General features: G+C 69.0%; 22 protein-coding genes and 1 tRNA gene. 6 read left to right on the forward strand and 17 right to left on the reverse strand.

Going from position 1 to position 23804, the window contains the following annotated elements:
* Positions 1–208: 208 nt before the first annotated feature.
* Both ACQGNW_RS17280 and ACQGNW_RS17285 read right to left on the reverse strand, forming a co-directional pair.
* Complete coding sequence (locus tag ACQGNW_RS17280) at positions 209–1609, reverse strand: aspartate aminotransferase family protein (protein WP_426664619.1); 1401 nt, start codon at positions 1607–1609, stop codon at positions 209–211.
* Between the two features lie 56 nt (positions 1610–1665).
* Positions 1666–2364 carry an MtnX-like HAD-IB family phosphatase gene (locus ACQGNW_RS17285; RefSeq protein WP_426664790.1) on the reverse strand — a complete coding sequence of 233 codons (699 nt, stop codon included), beginning with the start codon at positions 2362–2364 and terminating at the stop codon, positions 1666–1668.
* Between the two features lie 254 nt (positions 2365–2618).
* On the opposite strand from ACQGNW_RS17285, the gene ACQGNW_RS17290 reads away from it, so the two are divergent.
* Positions 2619–3395 (forward strand): MipA/OmpV family protein, encoded by a 777-nt coding sequence (locus ACQGNW_RS17290; protein WP_426664620.1) that lies wholly within the window; start codon positions 2619–2621, stop codon positions 3393–3395.
* Here the strand turns inward: ACQGNW_RS17290 and ACQGNW_RS17295 are convergent.
* From ACQGNW_RS17295 to ACQGNW_RS17305, 3 genes are read right to left on the reverse strand one after another with little or no spacing between them, the layout of a single operon-like run.
* Complete coding sequence (locus tag ACQGNW_RS17295; RefSeq protein WP_426664621.1) at positions 3369–4133, reverse strand: CPBP family intramembrane glutamic endopeptidase; 765 nt, start codon at positions 4131–4133, stop codon at positions 3369–3371. The two genes, ACQGNW_RS17290 and ACQGNW_RS17295, sit on opposite strands and share 27 nt — an antisense overlap.
* 44 nt (positions 4134–4177) lie before the next feature.
* The gene (locus ACQGNW_RS17300) at positions 4178–4504 is read right to left on the reverse strand and encodes a non-heme iron oxygenase ferredoxin subunit (protein ID WP_426664622.1); all 327 of its coding nucleotides are present in this window, start codon (positions 4502–4504) and stop codon (positions 4178–4180) included.
* Positions 4501–5049, reverse strand: coding sequence for a GNAT family N-acetyltransferase (locus ACQGNW_RS17305; protein ID WP_426664623.1), 549 nt, complete (start codon positions 5047–5049; stop codon positions 4501–4503). The genes ACQGNW_RS17300 and ACQGNW_RS17305 overlap by 4 nt, the downstream gene beginning before the upstream one ends.
* Positions 5050–5440: 391 nt before the next feature.
* Between ACQGNW_RS17305 and ACQGNW_RS17310 the strand changes: the two genes are divergently transcribed.
* The 4 genes from ACQGNW_RS17310 to ACQGNW_RS17325 are packed head-to-tail and all read left to right on the forward strand — an operon-like array spanning position 5441 to position 7929.
* Positions 5441–5746 (forward strand): antibiotic biosynthesis monooxygenase family protein, encoded by a 306-nt coding sequence (locus ACQGNW_RS17310; protein WP_426664624.1) that lies wholly within the window; start codon positions 5441–5443, stop codon positions 5744–5746.
* 58 nt (positions 5747–5804) lie between these two features.
* Positions 5805–6110 (forward strand): EthD family reductase, encoded by a 306-nt coding sequence (locus tag ACQGNW_RS17315; RefSeq protein WP_426664625.1) that lies wholly within the window; start codon positions 5805–5807, stop codon positions 6108–6110.
* Between the two features lie 38 nt (positions 6111–6148).
* Positions 6149–7036 (forward strand): alpha/beta fold hydrolase, encoded by an 888-nt coding sequence (locus tag ACQGNW_RS17320; RefSeq protein ID WP_426664626.1) that lies wholly within the window; start codon positions 6149–6151, stop codon positions 7034–7036.
* Positions 7033–7929: a sigma-70 family RNA polymerase sigma factor gene (locus ACQGNW_RS17325; protein WP_426664627.1), complete on the forward strand. Its 897-nt coding sequence runs from the start codon at positions 7033–7035 to the stop codon at positions 7927–7929. Before ACQGNW_RS17320 ends, ACQGNW_RS17325 begins: the two co-directional genes overlap by 4 nt.
* Positions 7930–8191: 262 nt before the next feature.
* On the opposite strand, the gene ACQGNW_RS17330 is transcribed toward ACQGNW_RS17325, so the two are convergent.
* The 4 genes from ACQGNW_RS17330 to ACQGNW_RS17345 all read right to left on the reverse strand — a co-directional run bounded on the left by ACQGNW_RS17330 (position 8192) and on the right by ACQGNW_RS17345 (position 11997).
* Positions 8192–8284, reverse strand: a tRNA-Ser gene (locus ACQGNW_RS17330).
* 73 nt (positions 8285–8357) lie between these two features.
* Complete coding sequence (gene csrA / locus ACQGNW_RS17335; RefSeq protein ID WP_426664628.1) at positions 8358–8561, reverse strand: carbon storage regulator CsrA; 204 nt, start codon at positions 8559–8561, stop codon at positions 8358–8360.
* Between the two features lie 256 nt (positions 8562–8817).
* Entirely contained in the window at positions 8818–11457 is a 2640-nt protein-coding gene (gene alaS, locus ACQGNW_RS17340; protein WP_426664629.1) for an alanine--tRNA ligase, read from the reverse strand.
* Positions 11458–11505: 48 nt separating this feature from the next.
* Entirely contained in the window at positions 11506–11997 is a 492-nt protein-coding gene (locus ACQGNW_RS17345; RefSeq protein WP_426664630.1) for a regulatory protein RecX, read from the reverse strand.
* A gap of 132 nt (positions 11998–12129) precedes the next feature.
* On the opposite strand from ACQGNW_RS17345, the gene ACQGNW_RS17350 reads away from it, so the two are divergent.
* Positions 12130–12489: a carboxymuconolactone decarboxylase family protein gene (locus tag ACQGNW_RS17350; RefSeq protein WP_426664631.1), complete on the forward strand. Its 360-nt coding sequence runs from the start codon at positions 12130–12132 to the stop codon at positions 12487–12489.
* A 45-nt stretch (positions 12490–12534) separates the two neighbouring features.
* On the opposite strand, the gene recA is transcribed toward ACQGNW_RS17350, so the two are convergent.
* The 8 genes from recA to ACQGNW_RS17390 all read right to left on the reverse strand — a co-directional run bounded on the left by recA (position 12535) and on the right by ACQGNW_RS17390 (position 23674).
* Positions 12535–13569, reverse strand: a complete 1035-nt coding sequence (gene recA, locus ACQGNW_RS17355; protein ID WP_426664632.1) for a recombinase RecA — start codon at positions 13567–13569, stop codon at positions 12535–12537.
* 148 nt (positions 13570–13717) lie between these two features.
* Positions 13718–14224, reverse strand: a complete 507-nt coding sequence (locus ACQGNW_RS17360) for a CinA family protein (RefSeq protein WP_426664633.1) — start codon at positions 14222–14224, stop codon at positions 13718–13720.
* A gap of 43 nt (positions 14225–14267) precedes the next feature.
* Entirely contained in the window at positions 14268–15161 is an 894-nt protein-coding gene (locus ACQGNW_RS17365) for a uroporphyrinogen-III synthase (RefSeq protein ID WP_426664634.1), read from the reverse strand.
* 52 nt (positions 15162–15213) lie between these two features.
* Positions 15214–16656, reverse strand: a complete 1443-nt coding sequence (gene cysG / locus ACQGNW_RS17370) for a siroheme synthase CysG (protein WP_426664635.1) — start codon at positions 16654–16656, stop codon at positions 15214–15216.
* 34 nt (positions 16657–16690) lie between these two features.
* Complete coding sequence (locus ACQGNW_RS17375; protein WP_426664636.1) at positions 16691–19399, reverse strand: molybdopterin-dependent oxidoreductase; 2709 nt, start codon at positions 19397–19399, stop codon at positions 16691–16693.
* Positions 19396–19737 (reverse strand): nitrite reductase small subunit NirD, encoded by a 342-nt coding sequence (gene nirD, locus ACQGNW_RS17380; protein WP_426664637.1) that lies wholly within the window; start codon positions 19735–19737, stop codon positions 19396–19398. Before nirD ends, ACQGNW_RS17375 begins: the two co-directional genes overlap by 4 nt.
* Before the next feature lie 4 nt (positions 19738–19741).
* On the reverse strand, positions 19742–22309 hold the full coding sequence (gene nirB / locus ACQGNW_RS17385) for a nitrite reductase large subunit NirB (protein ID WP_426664638.1): 2568 nt from the start codon (positions 22307–22309) through the stop codon (positions 19742–19744).
* A 21-nt stretch (positions 22310–22330) separates the two neighbouring features.
* Entirely contained in the window at positions 22331–23674 is a 1344-nt protein-coding gene (locus ACQGNW_RS17390; protein WP_426664639.1) for an MFS transporter, read from the reverse strand.
* Positions 23675–23804 lie beyond the last annotated feature (130 nt).

Genomic DNA, 23804 nt, shown 5'->3' on the forward strand with positions numbered 1-23804 from the left:
TTGTGACAGCAAGCGAAATCGAAGCGACCTCGGCGGGTGATGTGCTGGCACAGGCAGAAATCCCTTCCGCGCAAGCAGGGGGAGAGAAACAGGGTTATCGCGAGTACCCGCCCCTCACCCCAACCCTCTCCCCAGAGGGGAGAGGAAGAAAAGCGAAAGGCCCGGCGGTTTCCCGCCGGGCCTTTCGTTTGTAGCGGGCGAGCGACGATCAGCCCTTCTTGGCCTTCGTCAGCAGTTGATCCAGCAAGCTCATCGCCAGGTCGATCTCCTCGTGGGTGATGTCCAGCGAGGGCGCGAAGGTGATCACGTTCTTGTACCAGCCGCCCACGTCGAGCACCAGGCCGATCTTCTTGCCGTTGTGCTCCAGGTCGCCGGCGAGGCCGATGTCGACCATCTTGTCGAGCAGGGCCTTGTTCGGGGTGAAGCCGTCATCGGTGCAGATCTCGGCGCGCAGCGCGAGGCCGAGGCCGTCGACGTCGCCGATTTCCTTGTGCTTCTTCTGCAGCCCGCGCAGGCCTTCGAGGAAGTGCGCGCCCTTCTTCGGCACGGTGGTCTCGTAGTCCAGCTCGTAGCCCATCTTGATCACTTCCAGACCCAGCGAGGTGCCCAGCGGGTTGGAGTTGAACGTGGAGTGCGTGGAGCCCGGCGGGAACAGCGTGGGGTTGATCAGCTCCTCGCGCGCCCACAGGCCGGACAGCGGGTTCAGACCGTTGGTGAGCGCCTTGCCGAACACCACGATGTCCGGTGTCACGCCGAAGTTCTCGATCGACCACAGCTTGCCGGTACGCCAGAAGCCCATCTGGATCTCGTCGGACACCATCAGGATGCCGTACTTGTCCAACACCCGCTTCAGGCCCTTGAAGAACCCCATCGGCGGGACGACGTAGCCACCGGTGCCCTGGATCGGTTCGACGTAGAACGCGGCGTATTCGCACTGGTTGGTCTTGGGGTCCCACACGCCGTTGTATTCGGTTTCGAACAGGCGCTCGAACTGGCGCACGCAACTGTCGGAATACTCTTCCGCGGTCATGCCCTTGGGGCGGCGGAACGGGTACGGGAACGGCAGGAACATCGCGCGCTCGCCGAAGTGGCCGAAGCGGCGGCGGTAGCGGTAGCTGGAGGTGATCGACGAGGCGCCCAGGGTGCGGCCGTGGTAGCCGCCCTCGAACGCGAACATCAGGCTCTTGCCGTTGCAGGCGTTGCGCACCAGCTTCAGCGAGTCCTCGATCGCCTGCGCGCCGCCCACGTTGAAGTGTACGCGGCCATCAAGGCCGAACTTCTTCTTCGCGTCCAGCGCGATGGTCTTGGCCAGCTCGATGCGGGTCTGGTGCAGGTACTGGCTGGCGACCTGCGGCAGCACGTCGATCTGCTTCTTCAGCGCATCGTTGAGGCGCTTGTTGCCGTAGCCGAAGTTGACCGCCGAGTACCACATCTGCAGGTCGAGGAACGGCGTGCCGGCAGTGTCGTACATGTAGCTGCCTTCGCCGTGGCGGAAGATCTTCGGCGGGTCCACGTAGTGCACGGTGTCGCCGAAGGAGCTGTACTTGGCCTCGTCGGCGAGCAGTTGCGCGTCGTCGATGAAACCGACGGCGTTCTTGTCGATGTTCATGTGTCGGGTTCCGGGGGACGGTTGCGGAGGGTGTTGCGAGGAAGCGCAGCGGCCGCTCAGGCCGCCGCCGCCTCGTGATAGCGCGCGTGCTGCGCCAGCGTGCCGTCGAGCAGGCGCGGCAGGTATTCCAGCGCGTCCTCGAAGCCGGTGATCGGCATGTACGGGATGCCGGCGGCGCGGCAGTGTTCGATCAGGCGGTGCTTGGCGAACACGAAGTCCACGCGGTCGGCGGCGCAGAAGTCCGAAGCACCGTCGCCGATCAGCAGGGTCTTGGCACCCGTGGTGCGGGCCTGCGCCACGCAGGCGCACTTGCAGGTGCCGCTGCGGCAGCCCTCGGCCTGGAACGGCGAGGTGAGCTGCCACTGCTTCGGCGGTGTGGCGGGTGCAAGGTGGTTCGCGGCCAGCGGCAGGTCGTCCAGGCCGTAGCGGCCGAGGATCTGGTGGATCGCGTAGTCGAGGCCGTCGCTGACGATGCGGATCGGCACGTTGAGTTCGCGAGCCTTCGCCACGAAGCCCGGGAAGGCATGGTCGATCCACAGCTCGCGCAGGTGCTCGTCCAGCTCGGCACGGCTCATCTGCAAAAGTTCGACCTGGCCGGCCATGCATTCGCGCGAGCCGATGCGGCCGGCGCGCCAATCCTGCTCCAGCACTTCCCAGCCCGGGCGGCCGAAGCGGTCGAGCAGCGAGTCGATCACGTCCTCGACGGAAATGGTGCCGTCGAAATCACACAGGATGGTCCAGCCGGACACGGGCATCGATGGCGCACTCACAGCAGTCATGGGAGTCACGGTAGGCAGGCTGCCTTTCGGCGCCCTTTCCCCCGGCCCGACGCGCCGGAGCGCTGACCCGATCGCGTGCGGCAGGTCGCAGCACCACGGCGACCCCGGGGGCACGCGGGCCATCCGGCCCACAACCGGCAGCCAAACCCGGGCTGAGCGGGCGCATTGTCTTTGACAACCGGACGCGCGGACACCCGTTAAGCTGACCCGGTCCCCTGTCCTGCCTGCCCATGTCCGTCGCCCGCCCGCGCCTGTTGTTCGCCCTGCTGTGCCTGTCGCTGCCGCCCTGCGCCCTGGCCGATTCCGACAACGTGTCGACACTGGCGGTCGGCGCCGGCATGCAGCACATGCCCGGCTGGGTCGGGGCACGCACGCATCGCAGCGACCCGGTCCCGTTCGTGGACATCGAGCTGCCGCAGTACGGTTTCAGCCTGTCCACCGAGGACGGCCTGCAGTACGACCTGGTCCGCGGTGCGCACCTGCATGGAGGCCTCTACGGCGGCTTCCAGTGGGGCCGCGACCACGACGACCTCGGCACGCTGGCCGGCAAGGTTCCCACCCTGGCACCGCGCGCCACCGGTGGCGGTTTTCTGGAGTGGGATTTTGATCGGCAGCTGGACGCCGGCATGCGCCTCAGCCACGACGTCAACGGCGCGGGCGCCTACCTGGAGTTCTATGCCGGGTGGAATCCGCCCAGGCTCGGCCTGATGGAGCAGTCGCTGGAACTGCGCTGGCAATCGATGAACGGCGCAGCGATGCGCCGCTTCTTCGGCCTGAAGCCTGCCTCGGCGCAGGCGCTGGGCGTGCCGGTATGGCAACCGGGCGCGGGCAGCGAACTCGCCACGCTGGAGTACGACCTGTTCCTGCCCACCGGCAAGCACACCGGGCTGGCCGCCTCGCTCGAATACGGCTACGTACTCGGCCACGCCGCCGCCAGTCCGCTGGTGCGCCGGTACGGCTCACGCAGCCAGCTCACCGAGTCACTGGCCTTCGTCTACCATTTTTGATGCGCGCCGCGCCGCCAGCAGCACGGCGGCCAGCATCACCAGGTGCGCCGCGATGGAGAGGCTGGCGCCGCCGTGTGCGCTGCGCAACGCCACCGGCAGCAGCGACGCCTGCAGGCCGTTGCCCAGATTCCAGCCCCAGTGCAACCCCACGGCAGCCCACAGGCTGCCGCTGCGCCACAGCGCCGTTGCGTAAGGCAGGCCGAAGGCGAACAGCATCAGCCATTCCTGCGGCCCGTTGCCCAGCCGGTAGATGTGGTTGAGCACGAAGATCGTGGCGGAGACCAGCACGAACAGCGTGCCGCTGCGCCAACGGATGCCGGCGGCGCGGTACCAGTAGCCGCGCGTGAGGATGTCCTCGGCCAGCGAGGGCACGAAGGTGGCCAGCAGCAGCATCGGCAGGGCTGGCAGCAGGCTGGCCAGCGTAGCCGCCGGCGCCTGCGCGTCCGCCACGTACACGCCGAGCCGCAGCCCCAGCCACACCGCGGCGAACTTCGCCAGCACCGCCAGCAGCAGCCCGCCGGGCAGCCATCGCCACCCGCCATCGCCGCCCAGCGCATACGCGCCGAAACCACTCCAGCCCAGCCAGCGCGACAACGGCCACGCCACCAGCACGCTGGCCGTCATCAGCACGTCGCGCACCGCGGCGTTGTGCAGCCAGCGCATGCCCACGCCCTCGGCGGACTGGTACAACAGCCACGGGATGGCGAACGCCAGCACCACACGCCACGCACGCCTCATCGCTCCCCCCTTGGCCTGGCCCCGCTCCATGACGAGGCGGGCCGTCAACGGTCGTCGCGCGTCCAGATCGCGCCGTCTTCCTCGCGCACCGGGAAACTGGCCACCGGCTCCACCGCGGGCGGCCGCGTCACCGCGCCGCTGCGCAGGTCGAAGCGCGCACCGTGACGCGGACACTCCACCTCGAAGCCGAACACCTCGCCGCCGGCGAGGTCGCCGCCGTCATGGGTGCACACGTCCTCGATTGCATAGAGGTCGCCGTCGATGTTGTAGACGGCAATCGGCGTGTCGCCGTCAAACACCACCTTGAACTCGCCCGGCAGCACTTCGCTGCGCGTGCCTACCCGCACCCAACCCTCGTTCGCCAGGCTCATGCCGGCACCCCGGCAAACTCCTTGCGCAGCACCTCGAACCGCAGGTCGTCGCGTCGCGGGATGCCGAAACGCTCGTCGCCGTAGGGGAACGGCTGGAATTCGCCGGTACGGCGATAGCCGCGGCGCTCGTACCAGGCGATCAGTTCCGCGCGCTGCACGATCACCGTCATGTGCATCGCGCGGCACCGCCACTCCTCGCGCGCGATGCGCTCCGCCTCGGCGAGCACGGCCCTGCCCAGGCCGCCGCCCTGCCGGGCGGGATCGACCGCGAACATGCCGAAGTAGCCGCAGTCGCCGCGCCGCTCGACGTGGCAGCTGGCCAGCAGCACCCCGTCGCGCTCGGCCAGCAGCACCATGCTGTCGGCCTGGTCCAGCAGCGCCGCCACGCCGGCGGCATCGGTGCGCTGGCCGTCCAGCAGGTCGGACTCGGTCGTCCAGCCGCGGCGGCCGGACTCGCCGCGGTAGGCGGATTCGACCAGCGCCACCACGGCGGGAACGTCGGCCAGGACGGCCGGGCGGAAATCGGTACGGACAGGTGCGTGCATGCGGGCATGGTAGAGCGTGACGCCGTGGCTGGCGACCCGGCCATCGTCGCCGACATGCGCCGGCGCATCCATGACCCTGGTCAGGGTTGCCGCCCTCGCGGATCTGCCCTGGCGCGCAGTTTCGCGGGTTCTTTCCCGCGCGTCCGCCACACGGAACCGCGCCGCATCGAGGACCACCTGCAACCACCGCCGTTGCACGAAACCGCTGGCCGCTCGCCGCCGCCCCGCCGTTCGCCACCGGCGTGGCCGCCGCGTCACCCGGCCCGTTCGACGTCCGCGAGCCGGACAAGAAAGGTCAACGTCGCCTGGACTGCGAGGACGTCGTCAGGTCGCGATCCGTTTTCCCCTCCCGGATCGTCCTTGGTGCATCCCAAACAGAAGGAGGTATGCCATGTCCGACGAATCCGTTGTCCTGATCAACCTGCTGAAGGTCGAACCCGGGAAGCAGGATGCGCTGGTCGCGCTCCTGAAGCAGAACATCGACAGCGTGATCCGCACGCTCCACGGCTGGAGGAAGACCCGGCTGATCGCGGCCGCGGACGGCGCCGGCGTCGTCATCTACTCCGAGTGGGAGAGCCCCGCCGCCGTGGAAGCGATGCGCAGCGATCCGCGCATGAAAGCCTGCTTCCCGCAGATCAGCGCGTTGGCGAGCCTGGAGTCGATCATGGGGTCGACAGTGGCGAGCGAAGCCCGTTGACGGCGCCCCGCCAGGATCCGCATCACGCAACCCAACGAGGAGAACCGCCGTGGCCAGGATGTTGGTGATCTACCCTACGCCGAAGGATCCTGAGGCATTCGACCGCCATTACTTCGACGTCCATGTGCCGCTCGCCTGGAAAATTCCGGGCCTGAGGAGATACGAGGTGAGCGACGGCCGCATCGCGACTCCGGTGGGCGCCTCCGGCGTCCACCGGATAGGTACCCTGCATTTCGACGACCTCACCGCGATCGAAAAGGCATTCGCAAGCCCGGAGGGGCGGGCCGCCGGGGCGGATCGACGGCTTTTCGCCCCCGACGATTCGGGTGTCCAGATGTTTCTTTTCGCCAGCAGGGACGTTTGAGCAGCCCCGCGACGGCAACAAACCAAGAGAGCTCATCCATGTCGGCAAGCAAGACGGTTTTTGTCCTGATCCACGGCGGTTGGCACAACCGTTCGGCGTGGGACCGCGTTGCACCCTTGCTCGAAGCCGGTGGCTTCGAGGCCCTGACGCTGGATCTTCCCGGTGCCGGAGCTCATGCCCTCGCGCCGGCATCGCTGGATTGCACACCGTTCGACCCCGTCGCGTTCGCCACCGAGCGGTCGCCAAACGCCGGCGTGACGCAAGACCAGCGGGCACAGGCGGTGGTCGCACTGGTAAAGGAGGCCGCCTCGCGGGGCAAGGGCGTGCTGGTCGGGCATTCGGCCGGCGGCATGACGATTTCGGCGGTTGCCGAGCAGGTGCCGGCGCTGTTGCACGCGGTGGTGTATCTCGCCGGCTTCATGGTGCCAAACGGCACGACTCTGCTTGAAATGCTCCAGCACGAAACGCTGTCTTCAGCATTGGCGCCGCGGCTGTTCGTGGGCAATCCCGCCACCATAGGCGCCACCCGGATTCATCCCGGTTCGACCGACCCCGCCTACCGGTCGCTGCTCAAGGCCGCGTTCTACCACGATGTGAGCGCGGCGGATTTCACGCACGCCGCATCACAACTCCATTGCGACGAATCAAACGCTGGCGCGTTGGCGCCATCGGCAGTCACCCGGGAGCGATTCGGCTCGGTGCCGCGCCACTACATCCGCTGCACGCAGGATTGCGCCATCCCCTTGGCCGGCCAGGATCACATGATTGCGGCGATGGACGCCGCCATCGGCAACAAGACAATCACCCATACCCTGGAGAGCAGCCACTCGCTCTTCCTGTCGCAACCGGCCACCCTCGCGCGAATACTCGCCGACATCCCATCCTTGGCGCGTCGGGTCGCACCGACACAGCAGGTTCCGACATGAACACGGACGCATTCGAGGATCGCCTGAACGCGCTGCGCCCGCGCCTCCATCGCTACTGTGCGCGCATGACCGGATCGGCGATCGATGGCGAGGACGTCCTGCAGGACGTGCTCGTCAAGGCCCTGCACGCGCGGGCCCAGGGCGCCGGCGTGGACAATCTCGAAGGCTGGCTGTTTCGCATCGCCCACAACACGAGCCTCGATTTCCTGCGCGCCCGCTCGCGGAACGCGATCATTCCGCTCACCGAGGACATCGAGGCGGCGCCGATACCCGAGGCGGACATCGTCACGGTCAGCTTTCAGACCTTCCTGCAGTTGCCCGAGCTCCAGCGCTGCGCGGTGATCCTCAAGGACGTACTGGGCCATTCGATCGACGAGATCGCAGGCATCGCCGGGTGTTCTCCGGCGGCCGCCAAGTCCGCGCTGCAGCGCGGGCGCGTCGCGCTGCGCCGACTCGCACAGGCACCCGAAGACAGCCGGCTGCCGCTGATGTCCGACATGGCCCGGCGGAAGATCGCCGCCTACGTGGATCTGTTCCAGAGCGGCGATTTCGATGCGATCCGCGCCATGCTCGCCGACGACGTGAAGCTCGACCTGGTGAACCGCCTGCAACTGCAGGGAAGCGACAAGATCGCCCCCTATTTCACGCGCTATGCGGAAGTGACGAAGTGGCGGTTCGCCCTCGGCGCGGTCGAAGGACAACCGGCGATGCTGGTCTTCGACAGCACCGGCCCGATGGCGAGTCCCGCTCACTTTGTGCTGATCGACTGGGCGGAAAGCCGGATCGCCCGGATCCGGGATTTCCTGTTCGCTCCCTATGTGCTCGAAGCCATCGACTGGATGAGGCTGGGCCAGGAGAGCGCGGGGAACATCGGGCACCCGTGGGAGAGGTGATGACCAGTGGACGCGGCTTCCGCCACCGGGAAGCGGCGCGGGTGTCGTAGCGGCAAGATGCGCGTGCCCCACTGGAGGCACGCGTCGATCGGCGCCGGGCCGGCGTGATGCGAGGGATCGCCCCGTCGATGTGGCCCGCCCTTCCGTGCCGCCCACTCCGGCACCGGCCTGCGGCGGTCCGAAATCGCCCACGGCGAATTTGTCGAGCCGAGTTTCTCCGCCAGATACACAAAACGCCCCACGAGGGGGCGTTTTGTGTATCTGGCGGAGAGAGAGGGATTCGAACCCTCGATAAGGCTTTTGACCCTATACTCCCTTAGCAGGGGAGCCCCTTCGGCCACTCGGGCATCTCTCCGGATTTTTGATGCTGCGTCAGGGCCGGCAAGGATAACCGCCGGCTGGCTCGAGGTAAAGCCCGGATGCCGCGATCAGTGTTCGTCGGCGCCGCCCGGAGCGGAGCCGGAGTCGTGCTCGCCCTTGATGCGCTGGTAGATCTCTTCGCGATGCACGGCGACATTCTTCGGCGCATTGATGCCGATGCGCACCTGATTGCCTTTCACGCCCAGAACGGTGACGGTCACCTCGTCGCCGATCATCAGGGTCTCGCCAACCCTGCGGGTCAGAATCAACATGATTACTACTCCATTAATTCCTGGTTCCAGACCGCAAGTGACGGCGCCTCACCCCTGAGCCTCCATCACCGCAGCTCGACGATCAACCCGTCGAAGGCCCTACCGCCTTCCCGGCTCTACATCCTGCTACCTGCCGCGGCACCCAATTGCTTGCATGGCTGGCGCCTATCGGCATTCAAGCGATACTAGCGAGCATCCATCACCGGCGCAACGCGGAGCACCATGACCTGTGGCAGGGGCCGGGTTGACGCAATGCTCAGATTGACAACTGGCCGGATGTCCACGACGTCAGGCCCGCGAGGATCGTCGGCAGTCCGGGTACGTCCACGCCGCCGCCCTGCGCCATGTCGGGACGGCCGCCGCCCTTGCCGTCGATCTGCTTCGCCACGTGCGACACCACGTCGCCCGCCTTGATGCGGCCCAGCGCGCGGCCGTGCACGCCGGCGATCAGCGCGACGCGACCGTCCGCGGCGCCCGCCAGCAGGATCACGCAGTCGCCCAGTTGCTGCTTGAGCTGGTCCACGCTGTCGCGCAGCGCCTTGGCGTCCAGGCCCTCCAGCCGCGCGGCGACCACCTTGATGCCGTCGACGTCGTGCGCGCTGCCGGCGAGTTCCGCGATGGCGGAGCCGGCCGCCTTGGCCCGCAGCGATTCCAGTTCGCGCTCAAGCTTCTTCTGCTTGTCGAACAGCTGGCGCAGCTTGTCGACGGCGTCGTCGCCGCTGCTGGAGAGCAGCTGCGACAGCTCGCCAAGGCGGCGCTCCTCGTCGGCCACGAACGCCAGCGCGCCGTTGCCGGTGACAGCCTCGATGCGGCGCACGCCGGAGGCCACACCGGACTCGGCCACGATCTTGAACAGGCCGATGTCGCCGGTGCGGCTTACGTGGGTGCCACCGCACAGCTCGGTGGAAAACTCGCCCATCTTCAGCACGCGCACTTCATCGCCGTACTTCTCGCCGAACAACGCCATCGCGCCGTAGGCGATCGCATCGTCGTAGGCCATGTGGCGCACTTCGGCCTCGTCATTGCGACGCACCTCGGCGTTGACCAGCGCCTCCACCTCGGCCAGCTCCCCGCGACTCAGCGGCTTGTGGTGGGCGAAGTCGAAGCGCAGGCGCTCGGGCGCCACCAGCGAACCCTTCTGGGTGACGTGGGTGCCCAACACCTTGCGCAGCGCGGCGTGCAACAGGTGGGTGGCGGAATGGTTGAGTACGATGGCCTGGCGACGCGCGACATCCACCTGCGCGTCCGCGACGTCGCCGGCCTTGAGCGGTTGCGCGCCATGCCAGCTGCCGGCATGGCCGAAGAACACGCCCCCCATCTTCAGCGTGTCGGTTACGGCGAAGCGACCCGCGCCGTTCGACAGCGCGCCGGTGTCGCCCACCTGGCCACCGGATTCGGCGTAGAACGGCGTGCGGTCGAGGATCACGAAGCCCTGCTCGCCTTCGCCGAGCTGGTCGACCTGGCGACCGTCACGCACGATGCCCAGCACCTTGCAGCCCTGCGCCGCCAGCGCCTCGTAACCGAGGAAGGCGGTAGGCGCGAGTTGGCTGGCGAGTTCCGCCGGCATCTGGCCCTTGGCCTCGAACTTGCCCGCGGCGCGGGCGCGTTCGCGCTGCTCGTTCATCGCCTGCTCGAAGCCGGCCATGTCCACGTCGAGGCCGCGCTCGCGCGCGATGTCGGCGGTAAGGTCGACCGGGAAACCGTAGGTGTCGTAGAGGCGGAACGCGTCCTCGCCGGCGATGGTCTTGCCGCCGAGCTTGCCGGCCACCTCGTCGAACAGGCGCATGCCGTGTTCCAGCGTCTCGCCGAAACGCTGCTCCTCGGTGCGCAGCGCGTCCTCCACGAAGCCCTGCTTTTCCTTCAGTTCCGGATAGGCCTCCCCCATCTCCTCGACCAGCGGTTGCACCATCTTCCAGAAGAAGTCGCCGCGGACGCCCAGCATCCAGCCGTGGCGCAGGGCGCGGCGGATGATCCGGCGCAGCACGTAGCCGCGACCCTCGTTGGACGGCAGCACCCCGTCGACGATCAGGAACGAGCAGGCGCGGATGTGGTCGGCGATCACCCGCAGCGACTGGTTGGCCAGGTCCTTCGTGCCGGTGAGCTGGGAGGCCACGCGAATCAGGTGCGCGAACAGGTCGATCTCGTAGTTGGAATGCACGTGCTGCAGCACGGCGGCGAGGCGCTCCAGGCCCATGCCGGTATCCACGCAGGGCGCGGGCAGCTTGGACAGCGTGCCGTCGGGTGCGCGGTCGAACTGCATGAACACCAGGTTCCAGATCTCGATGTAGCGGTCGCCGTCCTCGTCGGGTGAGCCGGGGGGGCCACCGGCCACCTCGGGACCGTGGTCGTAGAAGATCTCGGTGCAGGGACCGCACGGGCCGGTGTCGGCCATCTGCCAGAAGTTGTCCGAGGCAAACGGCGCCCCCTTGTTGTCGCCGATGCGCACGATGCGTTCGACCGGCACGCCGACCTGCTGGTGCCAGATGTCGAAGGCCTCGTCGTCGGTGTGGTAGACGGTGACCCACAACTTCTCGGCCGGCAGCTTGAGCACCTGGGTGAGCAGTTCCCATGCCCAGGCGATCGCCTCGCGCTTGAAGTAGTCGCCGAACGACCAGTTGCCCAGCATCTCGAAGAAGGTGTGGTGGCGCGCGGTGTAGCCCACGGCATCCAGGTCGTTGTGCTTGCCGCCCGCACGCAGACAGCGCTGCACGTCGGCCGCACGCACGTAGGGCAGTTTCTCGCTGCCCAGGAACACGTTCTTGAACGGCACCATGCCCGAGTTGGTGAACAGCAGAGTCGGGTCGCTTGCCGGCACCAGCGAGGCGGAGGGCACGATGGCGTGGCCTTTCGCGCGGAAGAAGTCGAGGAAGGTCGAACGGATGTCGGCGGTTTTCATGCGTGGCTGCGTTGGCGGCGAAAAAAGCACGCCAAGACCGTGCCGCGATCAGCGTTCCTCGTCGGCGTCGTCCACTTCGGCGTGGGTTGCGTATCTTACCGTGGCGGCGGCAAAGCCGCGGCGCAGGAGGAATTGTGCCCGTTTGCCCTGCTCAGCGCGATCCGTGGGGGGTTTGCCGCCGTAGTGGCGGCGCAGCTGGGCAGCTGCGTTGGCGTTCCAGTCCACGCCCGCCTCGTCGAGCAGACGGCGGATGGCGGCATCGGACAGGCCGTGGGTTTTCAGCTCCATGCGAATGCGCAAGGGACCGTAACCCTGGGCGGCGCGGTTGCGCAGAAGCACGCCGGCGAAACGCTCATCGTCCTGGTAGTGCTGGTCGCTGAGCCTGGCCAGCGCCGCGTCGGCTTCGTCGCCGGCATAGCCGTCCTGGTCGAGCTTGCGGCGCAGCTCGCGGCGGGACTGCTCGCGGCGCGCCAACAGGCCCAACGCCTTGTCGTAGGCACTCGGCCGCGACTTGCCGGGGCTTTCGTTCCGCCGCTTCATCTCCGGCTCCCGCATCGCGCGCCGTCCGCATCCCGATCGATGGGACGGCCGGCATGATCCTGGTCAATACGCGTCTGAGGCGCCGGCACACAATGATCCGACGATACCCCCATGCGCGGAGACCGGCGTCCCATGTCGAAGGATTTCCCATCGATCACCAAGGATGTCTCCTCGAACCTGAAGATCCTGCGCGCGGACATCGGCGACACCATGCAGGGCTTTTCGGCGATGGCCCAGGCCGCTTGCCGCAATGGAGTCCTGGACAAGAAGACCAAGGAGCTCATCGCCCTGGCGCTGGGCGTGGCCGCGCACTGCGACGCCTGCCTCGGCTTCCACGCCGAGGCGCTGGTGAAACTGGGCGCGACGCGCCAGGAAGTGGAAGAGACGCTGGGAATGAGCATCTACATGGGCGGCGGTCCGTCGCTGATGTACGCAGCGGACGCGCTCGCGGCCTTCGAACAGTTTACGGCGCTGGCGAAAGGCACCTGCTGAGCGGCAAGCCGGCGGTCCACGACCAGGCATGGACCGCCGCGCGAATCAGGCTTGCTCCTCGACTGCCTCCTCGACCGCGACGCCCTTGCCGCTGCCCACCAGCAGGCGGGCGCGCAGTTCGCGGTCGATCTCGTCGGCGATGGCGGGGTTGTCCTTGAGGAACTGGCGCACGTTCTCCTTGCCCTGGCCGATGCGGTCGCCCTTGTAGCTGTACCAGGCGCCGGACTTGTCGATCAGGTTCTGCGCCACGCCCAGCTCGATGATCTCGCCTTCGCGCGAGGAGCCCTCGCCGTAGAGGATCTCGAACTCGGCCTGGCGGAACGGCGGCGCCACCTTGTTCTTGACCACCTTGACGCGGGTTTCCGAGCCGATCACTTCCTCGCCCTTCTTCACCGCGCCGATGCGGCGGATATCCAGGCGCACCGAGGCGTAGAACTTCAGCGCGTTGCCGCCGGTGGTGGTCTCGGGATTGCCGAACATCACGCCGATCTTCATGCGGATCTGGTTGATGAAGATGACCAGGCAGTTGGACTTCTTGATGTTGGCGGTGAGCTTGCGCAGCGCCTGGCTCATCAGGCGGGCATGCAGGCCGACGTGGGAATCGCCCATCTCGCCTTCGATCTCGGCCTTGGGCGTGAGCGCGGCGACCGAGTCGACCACCACCACGTCCACGGCACCGGAGCGCACCAGCATGTCGGCGATTTCCAGCGCCTGCTCGCCGGTGTCGGGCTGGGAGACCAGCAGGTCGTCCACGTTGACGCCCAGCTTGGCGGCGTAGCTGGGATCGAGCGCGTGCTCGGCGTCGACGAACGCGGCGGTGCCGCCGTTCTTCTGGCAGTTGGCGATCACCTGCAGGGTGAGCGTGGTCTTGCCCGAGGATTCCGGACCGTAGATCTCGATCACGCGGCCGCGCGGCAGGCCGCCCACGCCCAGTGCGATGTCCAGACCCAGCGAACCGGTGGACACGGTGTCGATCGCCTCGTTGGTGCGATCGCCCATGCGCATCACGGCCCCCTTGCCGAACTGCTTTTCGATCTGGCCGAGGGCGGAGGCGAGCGCCTTGCGCTTGTTGTCATCCATCGTCTTGGTTCCGGTTGGGCTGTGATTGGAGGGCATGATGCCCGGCTCGCGTCTCACGGGCTGCGATCTGAGAGCCTGTCTGCGGAGACCGCAAGCAGGCCCTTGAGTATCCCATACCGGTCAAGCCGGCCAGACAGCCTGCGGCGCCTCACTCCGTCAGGGTTTTCCGCAATCCGGTGAGCGCCGCGGCCACGGTCTGCCGGCGCACCGCCTCGCGATCGCCATCGAAATGGAACAGTTGCGCGTGGGCGTAGCCGCCGCGGCGCTTCCAGGCGATCCATACCGTGCCGACCGGCTTGTCCGGCGTGCCGCCGCCGGGACCGGCGATGCCGGTGACCGCCACCGCCACCCCCGCACCGAAGCGGGCCAGTGCGCCGGAAACCATTTCCAGCACGGTTTCCTCGCTCACCGCGCCGGTATGTTCCAGCGTGCGCGGATCCACGCCGAGCAGCGCCTGCTTCGCCTCGTAGCTGTAGGTCACCACGCCGGCATCGAACCAGGCGGAGCTGCCGGGCAGATCGGTGAGCGCCTTGGCGATCCAGCCGCCTGTACAGGATTCGGCGGTGACCAGCATCAGGCGGCGCTGCTGGACAGCGGCCGCAACCTGTTCGGCCAGCTCCGTGAGCGCGACGTCGGCGGGTGCAGGAAAATCCATGGGAAAGCCCTTCGGGCAGCGCATCGATGCGCGGCTGCCTGTTCTACCCCTTCCGCACCGGTGGTGCCAAGCCCGGCCGGGGCGTCCCCTCCCGATGCCCGGGAGGCAGGGCCTCGATCAGGGCCTGCGTCAGCGGCTTCATGTAGTAGCTGCCGAGGGGAACGGCATGGACGTGCACGCCGTGCCGCGACAGCGCCCCGGCGACGAGGGGACCGACGGCGGCCACCACGGTGCGCGACAGCGCCTCGTCCAGGCTCGCGCCCTGCCCCCTGGCGTCCGCCAGGCGAAACAGGCGCTCCACCTGCTGCAGGCTGGTGAACGCCATCGCGTCGATCTCGCCTCGGCGCATGCGTTCGACCATGTCCCATACGTCGGCGTCGTCGGCCGCGTCGGCGTAGCGGTAGGGAGCCACCGGGAGTGCCACGGCATCCGCCGCGGCGAGAAAGGCCATCAACGGCGCATTGGGCTCGCTGCCGTACAGCTGCACGCCGACGCGCCGGCCGCGCAGATCGAAGTCGCGCAGGCAGGCGATCACGCCGGACGTGGTGGCGGGCTCGGCGACCGCGTCCGGCCGCAGGCCCAGTTCGCGCAGCACGCGGCCCGGCTTGGGGCCACGGGCAACCACGCGCACCCGCCCCAGGCGCCCGACGAAACCGTCCCGCAGTCCGGGACCATGCCGGTCCGCCACCGCGAGCAGGCGGCGCAGACCTTCGCCGGTGAACAGCAGCAGATCGTCGCAACCGCCGTCGCGGAACATGCGCAGCCACTCCAGCACGGGCGCGGGATCGGGTGCGTCGCGGATGTCGACCAGGGGACAACGCAGCACGCTGGCCCCGCGGCGCTCGAGCAAGGCCGCAAACACGTCGAGCTCGCGCGACTCGGGAACGGCGATGCGACGCCCTGCCAGCGGCCGCCCCGGCTCGACGGGCCGGCTCACCGGATGCGCTCCGCCAGCGACAACGCCCCGGCGTGGAATGACGACCCCGCCATCAGGCCAACGCCACCAGGCCGGCGCACTCGCGCGGACCGCGCGGGGAACGTCCATCCACCAGTGCGCCGAACCATGCGTGCTCCCGGGCATGGGCCGCCACCTCGCCGATGATCAGCAGCGCCGGCGTGGCGACGGCGTGGACCCTGGCAAGCTCCGGCAGCTCGCCGAGGGTGCCGGCGATCACGCGCTGTCCCGGCAGACTGCCGTTCTCGACGATGGCCACCGGCGTCTCCGCCGGGCGGCCATGCGCCCTCAATCGCGCCGCCAGCGCCGCCACCCTCTCCACGCCCATGTAGACGGCAAGCGTCTGCCGCGGATCGGCCAGTGCCCGCCCGTCCAGCGTGTCGGTGGCGTCCTTGCCGTGGGCGGTCAACAGGCAGACCGAGCGGGCATGGTCGCGATGGGTCAGCGGAATGCCGGCATACGCCGCGCACGCCACGGCGGCGGTGACGCCCGGCACCACTTCACAGTCGACACCGTGGCGCCGCAGGAAGGCCAGCTCCTCGCCGCCCCGGCCGAACACGAACGGGTCGCCGCCCTTCAGGCGCACCACGCGCCGCCCCTCCCGCGCCTGCGCCAGCAGCAGGCGATGGATCTGCTCCTGCGGCATGTGGCGTCCGCCGCAGCGCTTGCCCACGTCGATGCGTTCCGCATCGCGGCGCGCCATCGCCAGAATCCTGTCGCCCACCAGCTGATCGTGCAGGATCACGTCGGCCTGGCCGAGCGCGCGCAGCGCCGCCAGCGTCAACAGGCCCGGATCACCGGGGCCGGCGCCGACCAGCACCACCGATCCCTTGCGCGGCGGTACCCCGCCGGCGCGCAGCGCATCGAGCAGTGCGCGCTCCGCTTCCGCGGCGCGGGCGCGCCGCAGCAGCGTCAGCACCGGCCCGTCGTGCAGCCAGTCATAGAAACCGCGACGCTCCGCGAGATCGGGAAAGCGCCCGGCGATGCCGGCACGATGACGTTGCGCCAGCGCCACCAGCGCGCCGATGGCGTGGTCCAGCTCGCGTTCCAGCGTCTCGCGCACCCGGCTCGCCAGCGCCGGCGCCGCACCCCCCGTGGAGATGGCCACCATCACCGGTGCACGATCGACCACCGCCGGCACATGGAAGCGCGACAGTGCGGCGTCGTCCACCACGTTCGCCAGGACGCGCCGCACGCCGGCATCGGCCGCGATCCGCGCGTTGACCGCGCGCTCGCCGGTGGCGGCGATCACCAGCCACACATCGTCGAGCCAGCCGGGCTCGTACTCGCCCTGCAGCCACGCCACCTCGCCGTCCTGCGCCAGCCGCGCCAGGCCGGCATCGAGCGTCGGCGCCCCCACGCGCACCTGCGCGCCCGCGGCGCGCAGGGCGGCGACCTTGCGCCCGGCAACCTTGCCGCCGCCGACCACCAGCACCGGCAAGCCCTTCAGATCGGCGAATAGCGGATACAGCTTCATGGGTGTATGGCCCTCCAGTTGCCTCCCTGCCGTTTCATGCCTCGGACGTCGCGCGCGCTTCGGCGATCAGGCGCCGCAACTCGGGGATGCAGGAGCCGCAGTTGCCGCCCGCGCGCAGCTCGGCGGTGACCTGCGCCGGCAGGTCCAGGTCGTTGCGGCGGATCAGCGCGAGGATGGTGTTGCGCCCGACGCCGAAGCAGGAGCACACCACCGGCCCGGGATCGCCGCCGCCCCCCGGCGGCTCGCCCGACAGCAGCGCGAGCCGGTCGGCCTCGCCCAGCCGCTCCTGCGCGAACAGCGACGACAGCCACTGACGCGACGGCAGGTGCGGCTGCCCGGCGAGGAACAGGCAGGATTCGACGCGGCCATCGCGCAGATGCGCCGCGCGATAGACGCCGCTGTCGCGGTCCTCGAATTCCAGCCAGTCGGCATCCGCGCCATCCGCACCCAGCCATGTCTTCGCCCATGCGCCGCAGTCCGCGGGGCGCTCGCGATGCGCCAGCTCGTAGCGCAGGAAGCGATCGCCGCGGATCAGCGTCCAGTAGCTCAGCGCCGAGGCCGGCAGCGGCCGCCGGGCCAGCGCGAAACCGTGCCAGCGCACCGCGAACGCCTCGACGCGTACCGGCGTGTGCTTGAACTCGGGCTCGCCGGACACCGGGTCCACCGCCGGATTCACCACGCCACCGACGCGCGCGTCCGAGGCGAACTGGTCGCTCCAGTGGATCGGCACGAACACGTTGCCCGCCAGGATGCCGCCGCCGTGGCGCACCCGGCCCACCATCGAACCCCAGCGCGAACCGACCCGGGCCAGCATGCCCTCGCGCACGCCGCAGCGCAGCGCGTCGTGCGGATGCATGTCCACGAACGGTTCGCCGATGTGGCCGTTGAGGCGCGGCGAGCGCGCGGTGCGCGTCATCGTGTGCCACTGGTCGCGAATGCGGCCCGTATTGAGCACGAGGGGATATTCGCGGTCCACGGCGTGCGCCGGCGGACGCGAGGCGGTGACGACGAAGCGCGCGCGACCGTCGGCATGGCTGAACACGCCATCGGCGAACAGCCGGGACGTGCCGGCGCCCTCCCCCGTCACCGGCCACTGCACCGGAGCGAGCGCGTCGTAGGCCTGCCGGTCCAGCCGCGCCAGTGCGCCCAGATGCAGGCGCCGGCGCGCCGCCGGCGCGCCATCGGCCGCCGGCTCGTGGTTGCGGAATGCGGTGAGCCGGGCATGCTCGACAAAGATCTCGTGCGGATGGTCGAAGTCGAAGCCGCGCCCGAACCCCATCCGTCGCGCCACCTCGCACACCGCCCACCAATCCGCCCGCGCCTCGCCCGGCACCGGCAGGAACGGCCGCTGCCGCGAGATGCGCCGCTCGGAGCTGGTCACCGTGCCGTCCTTCTCGCCCCAGCCCAGTGCCGGCAGCAGCACATGGGCGCAGGCGTTGGTATCGGTGTGCCCGACGATGTCCGAGCACACCACCAGTTCGCACGCGGCCAGTGCGGCGCGCACCTTGTCGGCGTCGGGCAGGCTCACCGCGGGGTTGGTCGCCATGATCCAAAGCGCCTTGATCCGTCCCTCGCCCACCGCGTCGAACAGTTCCACCGCCTTCAGCCCGGGCTTGTCCGCGATGCGCGGCGATTGCCAGAACGCCTGCACGATGTCCCGGTGCACCGGATCGCCCAGCTCCATGTGCGCCGCCAGCATGTTCGCCAGCCCGCCGACTTCCCGTCCGCCCATTGCGTTGGGCTGGCCGGTGATGGAGAACGGCCCCATGCCCGGCCTGCCGATACGCGCGGTGGCGAGGTGGCAGTTGATGATGGCGTTGACCTTGTCCGTGCCGCTGGTGGACTGGTTCACGCCCTGCGAGAACAGGGTGACGGTTTTTGCGTGCCGCGCGAACAGGCGATAGAACGCCGTCACGTCGCTCGCCTGCAGTCCGCACTGCCGCGCCACCTCGGCCGGGTCGCCCGCCTCGGCCTCCGCCGCCGCGAGCGCCTGGTCGAAACCTTGCGTATGCGCGTCGATGAAGGCCGGATCGATCACGCCATGCCGGAACAGGAACGACAGCAAGCCGTTGAACAACCGCACGTCGGTGCCGGGCCGGATCGGCAGATGCAGGTCGGCGCCTTCGCAGGTGGCGGTGAAGCGCGGATCGATCACCACCACGCGCGGCCCGTCGCGGCCGTCGCGCGCACTCGTCACGCGCTGGAACAGCACCGGATGGCACCACGCGGCATTGGAGCCGACCAGCACGACCAGCTCGGCCTGTTCCAGATCCTCGTAGCAGCCGGGCACCACGTCCTCGCCGAACGCGCGCTTGTGGCCTGCCACGGCGGAGGACATGCACAGGCGCGAATTGGTGTCGATGTTGGCGGTGCCGAGATAGCCCTTCGCCAGCTTGTTGACGACGTAGTAGTCCTCGGTCAGCAGCTGCCCCGAGACATAGAACGCCACCGCATCGGGCCCGTGTTCCGCGACGACGCGCGAAAAGCCGTCGGCCACCCGCTGGATCGCCACGTCCCACTCCACGCGGCGAAAGCCGCCGTCCGGCCCACGCAGCATGGGATGCAGCAGGCGCCCATCCGGGCCGACGGTATCGCCCAGGGCCGCGCCCTTGACGCACAGTCGCCCATGGTTGGACTCATGCGCCGGATCGCCCGCCACCCGTGCGCCGGTGCCGTCCGCGCTGGCCAGCACGCCGCAGCCGACGCCGCAATAGGGGCAGGTCGTGCGCACGGCATCGCTCATGGGCCGCGCTGCCCCACCTGCACGCATTCGCCCTGCCGCCGCACCGGCCAGGTGCGCACAGCCAGTTGCGGCACCTCCAGGCAGGCACCGGTGCGCAGGTCGAAATGCTGCTTGTAGATCGGCGAGGCGACCACCACGCGCTCGCCGAGGCTGCCGACCAGGCCGCGCGACAGCACCGCCGCGCCCGAGCAGGGATCGAGATTGTCGATCGCATACAGCTCGCCGCCGACGCGGAACACCGCCACCTGCTCGCCGTCCACCAGGGCGCAGACGCCGGCGTCCGGCACGATGTCGCCGAGGGCACAGACCGGGATCCAGCGGGCTTCTTCGCGATTCATGACGTCACTCCGTCTCGACCACCACCGGGATGCCGCGGAACGCGCGCTTCTCCTGCGTCGTCGCCGGGCGGATCTGTCCGCGCTCCGGCACGAACGCCACCTGGTCGTCGCCGGCGTCGCTGTTGACGAAATGGCGGAAGCGGGCGCGCACGCGCGGGTCGTTCACCGCCTTCTTCCACTCGCACTCGTAGCTGTCGACCACCTGCCGCATCTCCGCCTCGAGCTCGGCGGCGACGCCCAGCCTGTCGTGGACGATCACGTCGCGCAGGTAGTCCATGCCGCCTTCGAGGTTGTCGCGCCACGTGCTGGTGCGCTGCAGGCGGTCGGCGGTGCGGATGTAGAACATCAGGAAGCGGTCGATGTAGCGGACCAGGGTTTCGCCGTCGAGGTCGCCCGCCAGCAGTTCGGCATGGCGCGGCTTCATGCCGCCGTTGCCGCAGACGTACAGGTTCCAGCCCTGCTCGGTGGCGATGATGCCCACGTCCTTGCCCTGCGCCTCGGCGCATTCGCGCGCGCAACCGGACACGGCGAACTTCAGCTTGTGCGGCGAGCGCAGGCCCTTGTAACGGTTCTCCAGATTGATCGCCTGGCCCACCGAATCCTGCACGCCGTAGCGGCACCAGGTGGAACCCACGCAGGACTTCACGGTGCGCAGCGACTTGCCGTAGGCATGGCCCGATTCGAAGCCGGCGGCGATCAGCTCCTCCCAGATCGGCGGCAGCTGCTCCAGCCGCGCGCCGAACATGTCGACCCGCTGCCCGCCGGTGAGCTTGGTGTAGAGGCCGTACTTGCGTGCGATCCGGCCGATCGCGATCAGCCCGTCGGGCGTCACCTCGCCACCCGGCATGCGCGGCACCACCGAGTAGCTGCCGTCCTTCTGGATGTTGGCCAGGAAGTAGTCGTTGGAATCCTGCAGCGAGGCGTGTTCCTGCTGCAGCACGAATTCGTTCCAGCACGAGGCCAGGATGCTGGCCACCGTGGGCTTGCACACATCGCAGCCCAGGCCCTTGCCGTGGCGCGCCAGCAGCTCGTCGAAGCGGCGGATGCGCTCCACGCGGACCAGGTGGTACAGCTCCTGCCGCGAGTAGGCGAAGTGTTCGCAGAGATGGTTGTCCACGGCCAGTCCGCGGTGCTTCATCTCCGCCTTCATGATCTGCGTGACCAGCGGCACGCAGCCGCCGCAGGTGGTGCCCGCCCGCGTCGCCTGCTTCAGCGCATCGATCGAGGTGGCGCCCGCCGCCACGGCGCCGCACAGCTGCCCCTTGCTGACGTTGTTGCACGAGCAGATCTGGGCCGTCGCCGGCAGCGCGTCCACCGCGAGTCCCGGTTTCGCCTTGCCGCCCGCCGCCGGCAGGATCAGCGACTCGGGCGACTCCGGCAGCTCCATGCCGTTCAGCACCATCTGCAGCAGCGTGCCGTAGTCGGCGGCGTCGCCCACCAGCACGCCGCCGAGCAGGCGCTTGCCGTCCTCCGATACCACCAGCTTCTTGTAGACCTGCCGGTGCCCGTCGCTGAACTGGTAGCTGCGGCTGCCCGGCGTGGCGCCATGCGCATCGCCGATGCTGGCCACGTCCACGCCCATCAGCTTGAGCTTGGTGGACATGTCCGCGCCGGCGAACTCCGGCAGTTCGGGCGCCTGCCGCCGGGTCAGCAACGCGTTCAGGTGGCTGGCCACCACGCGCGCCATCTCGTAGCCCGGCGCCACCAGGCCGAACACCTTGCCGCCCCATTGCGCGCACTCGCCGATGGCGTAGACGTCGCGATCGCGCGTGCGGCAGAAGTTGTCGACCATGATGCCGCCGCGCTGGCCCACGCCGAGCTCGCTCTGCCGCGCCAGTTCGTCGCGCGGCCGGATGCCGGCGGAGAACACGATCAGGTCGGTCTCCAGGTGGCTGCCGTCGGCGAAGCACATGCGATGGCGCAGCGTTTCGCCATCGGCGATCTGCAGGGTGTTCTTGCCGGTGTGCACGACCAGGCCGAGATCCTCGATGGCCTTGCGCAGCATCTGCCCGCCGACGTCGTCCACCTGCACCGCCATCAGGCGCTGGGCGAACTCCACCACGTGCGTCTCCAGCCCCATGTCGCGCAGCGCCCTGGCGCACTCCAGGCCCAGCAGGCCGCCGCCCACCACCACGCCATGCCTGGACCGGCCGCCCCACTGCGCCAGCGACTCCAGATCGTCCAGCGTGCGGTACACCAGGCAGCCGGGACGATCGTTGCCCGGAATCGCCGGCACGAACGGCGCCGATCCCGCGGCGATCACCAGCTTGTCGTACGGAACGACGTCGCCGTCGCTGGTGGTCACGCGTTTCATCGCGCGATCGATACCCGTCGCACGGATGCCGAGGCGCAGGTGCATGCCGGCCCGCTCGAAGAAGCCTGGCGCCACCAGCGACAGGTCGTCGGCGCTCTTTCCGGCGAAGAATTCCGACAGGTGCACGCGGTCGTACGCCGGCCGCTTTTCCTCGCACAGCACGGTGACCTCCAGGTCCGGCGGTTGCAGCGCCGCCAGCTCCTCCAGCAGCTTGTGGCCCACCATGCCGTTGCCCACCACCACCAGCTTCATCGCCATCTCGATGACCTCCTCGTCGAATCAGTCGATGGCCAGCGCCGGCGCGGCGATGCCATCCTGCTGCAAGGCTTCCCGGTAACGGCGCTCCTCGTCGGCCACGTGCTCCCGGCTGAAGCGCACGGCGAGCGCGCACAGCGAGCCGGCGATGACGAAACCACCGAGCGCCATGAACGTGTGCTGCACCGAGCCGGTGTATTTCTGCAGGAATCCGGCCGCCACCGCGCCGACGTTTCCGCCGGCACCGACGATGCCCGCGACGCCCCCCAGCGCCCTGCGATCGATGAACGGCATCAGCGCATAGGTCGCCCCGCACGCCATGTGGGTGAACAGACCGAAGGCGAGCATCGCGGCCACCGCCGTCCCGGCGGCCTGCGCGTTCGAGAACCACAGGAGCCCGATGCCCTCGCACAGCATCAGCGCGCACAGCAGGTGGGCGCGCGACAACAGGCCCCGCCTGCGCGCCAGCCGGTCCGAGGCGATGCCGCCCAGGGCTCGCGCGAACAGGGCGAGCAGGCCGAAGGCGCCGACGGCGAGACCCGCGCTGCGCAGGCCCCATCCGAAACGATCCACGTAATAGGACGCCGCCACGCCATGCACGAACAATTCGATGCCGAAGCAGCCCGCATAGGTGACGAACAGCATCCACACGCGGTAGTTGCCGGCCGCCCGGCGAAACGCCGCCCAGCCCCCCTGCTTGCCATCGCCGGCCGCGATGCCGCGCGCGCGCAGGGCGCGGAAGTCGCCCGCGGGACAGTCCTGCGTGAACTTCCAGTACAGGATGCCCACGATCGCCATCAGCACGCCGGGCAGCAGCATCGCGACGCGCCAGCCCTGGCTGCGATCAAGGCCAAGCGCAAGCAGGCCGGCGATCACCAGCGGCATCGCGGCCTGTGCCGCGCCGCCGCCTGCGTTGCCCCAGCCAGCCGAGGCCGCGTTGGCGGTGCCCACCACGTTGGGCGCGAACATCACCGAGGTGTGGTACTGCGTGATCACGAAGCCCGCGCCCACCACGCCGATCGCCAGTCGCGCGATCAGGAACGAGGTGTAGCCCTGCGCCAGCGCGATGCCAAACACCGGAACGGATCCGAGCAGCAGCAAGCCCGCATAGGTGCGCCGTGGCCCCAGCCGATCGCACAGCGGCCCCACCAGCAGGCGTCCGAAGATGGTCGCGACCACGGCGGCGATGGTGGTGTTGGCGACCTGCCCGGGCCCGAGCCGGAATTCTTCGCGCACCAGCGGCATCAGCGGCGCCACCGCGAACCACGCGAAGAAGCAGACGAAGAACGCCAGCCAGCTCAGATGGAATGCGCGCATCTGGGGCGTGCGCCACTGCAACAGTTCGATCCGCGTCGCCTTGCCCGACATGGCACCTCCTCACCGAAGATGACGAATCGCCCCTGCGCGCCTCGCGGTGCCGGCCATGGGCTGTCCATTTGCTGCGTAGCAACACGCATGCCACCAGGCAGGCCCGCCGAAAAACGGGGGCTTGCGGCAT

The sequence above is a fragment of the Rhodanobacter aciditrophus genome, from assembly GCF_050026795.1.
Classification (GTDB): Bacteria; Pseudomonadota; Gammaproteobacteria; order Xanthomonadales; family Rhodanobacteraceae; genus Rhodanobacter_A.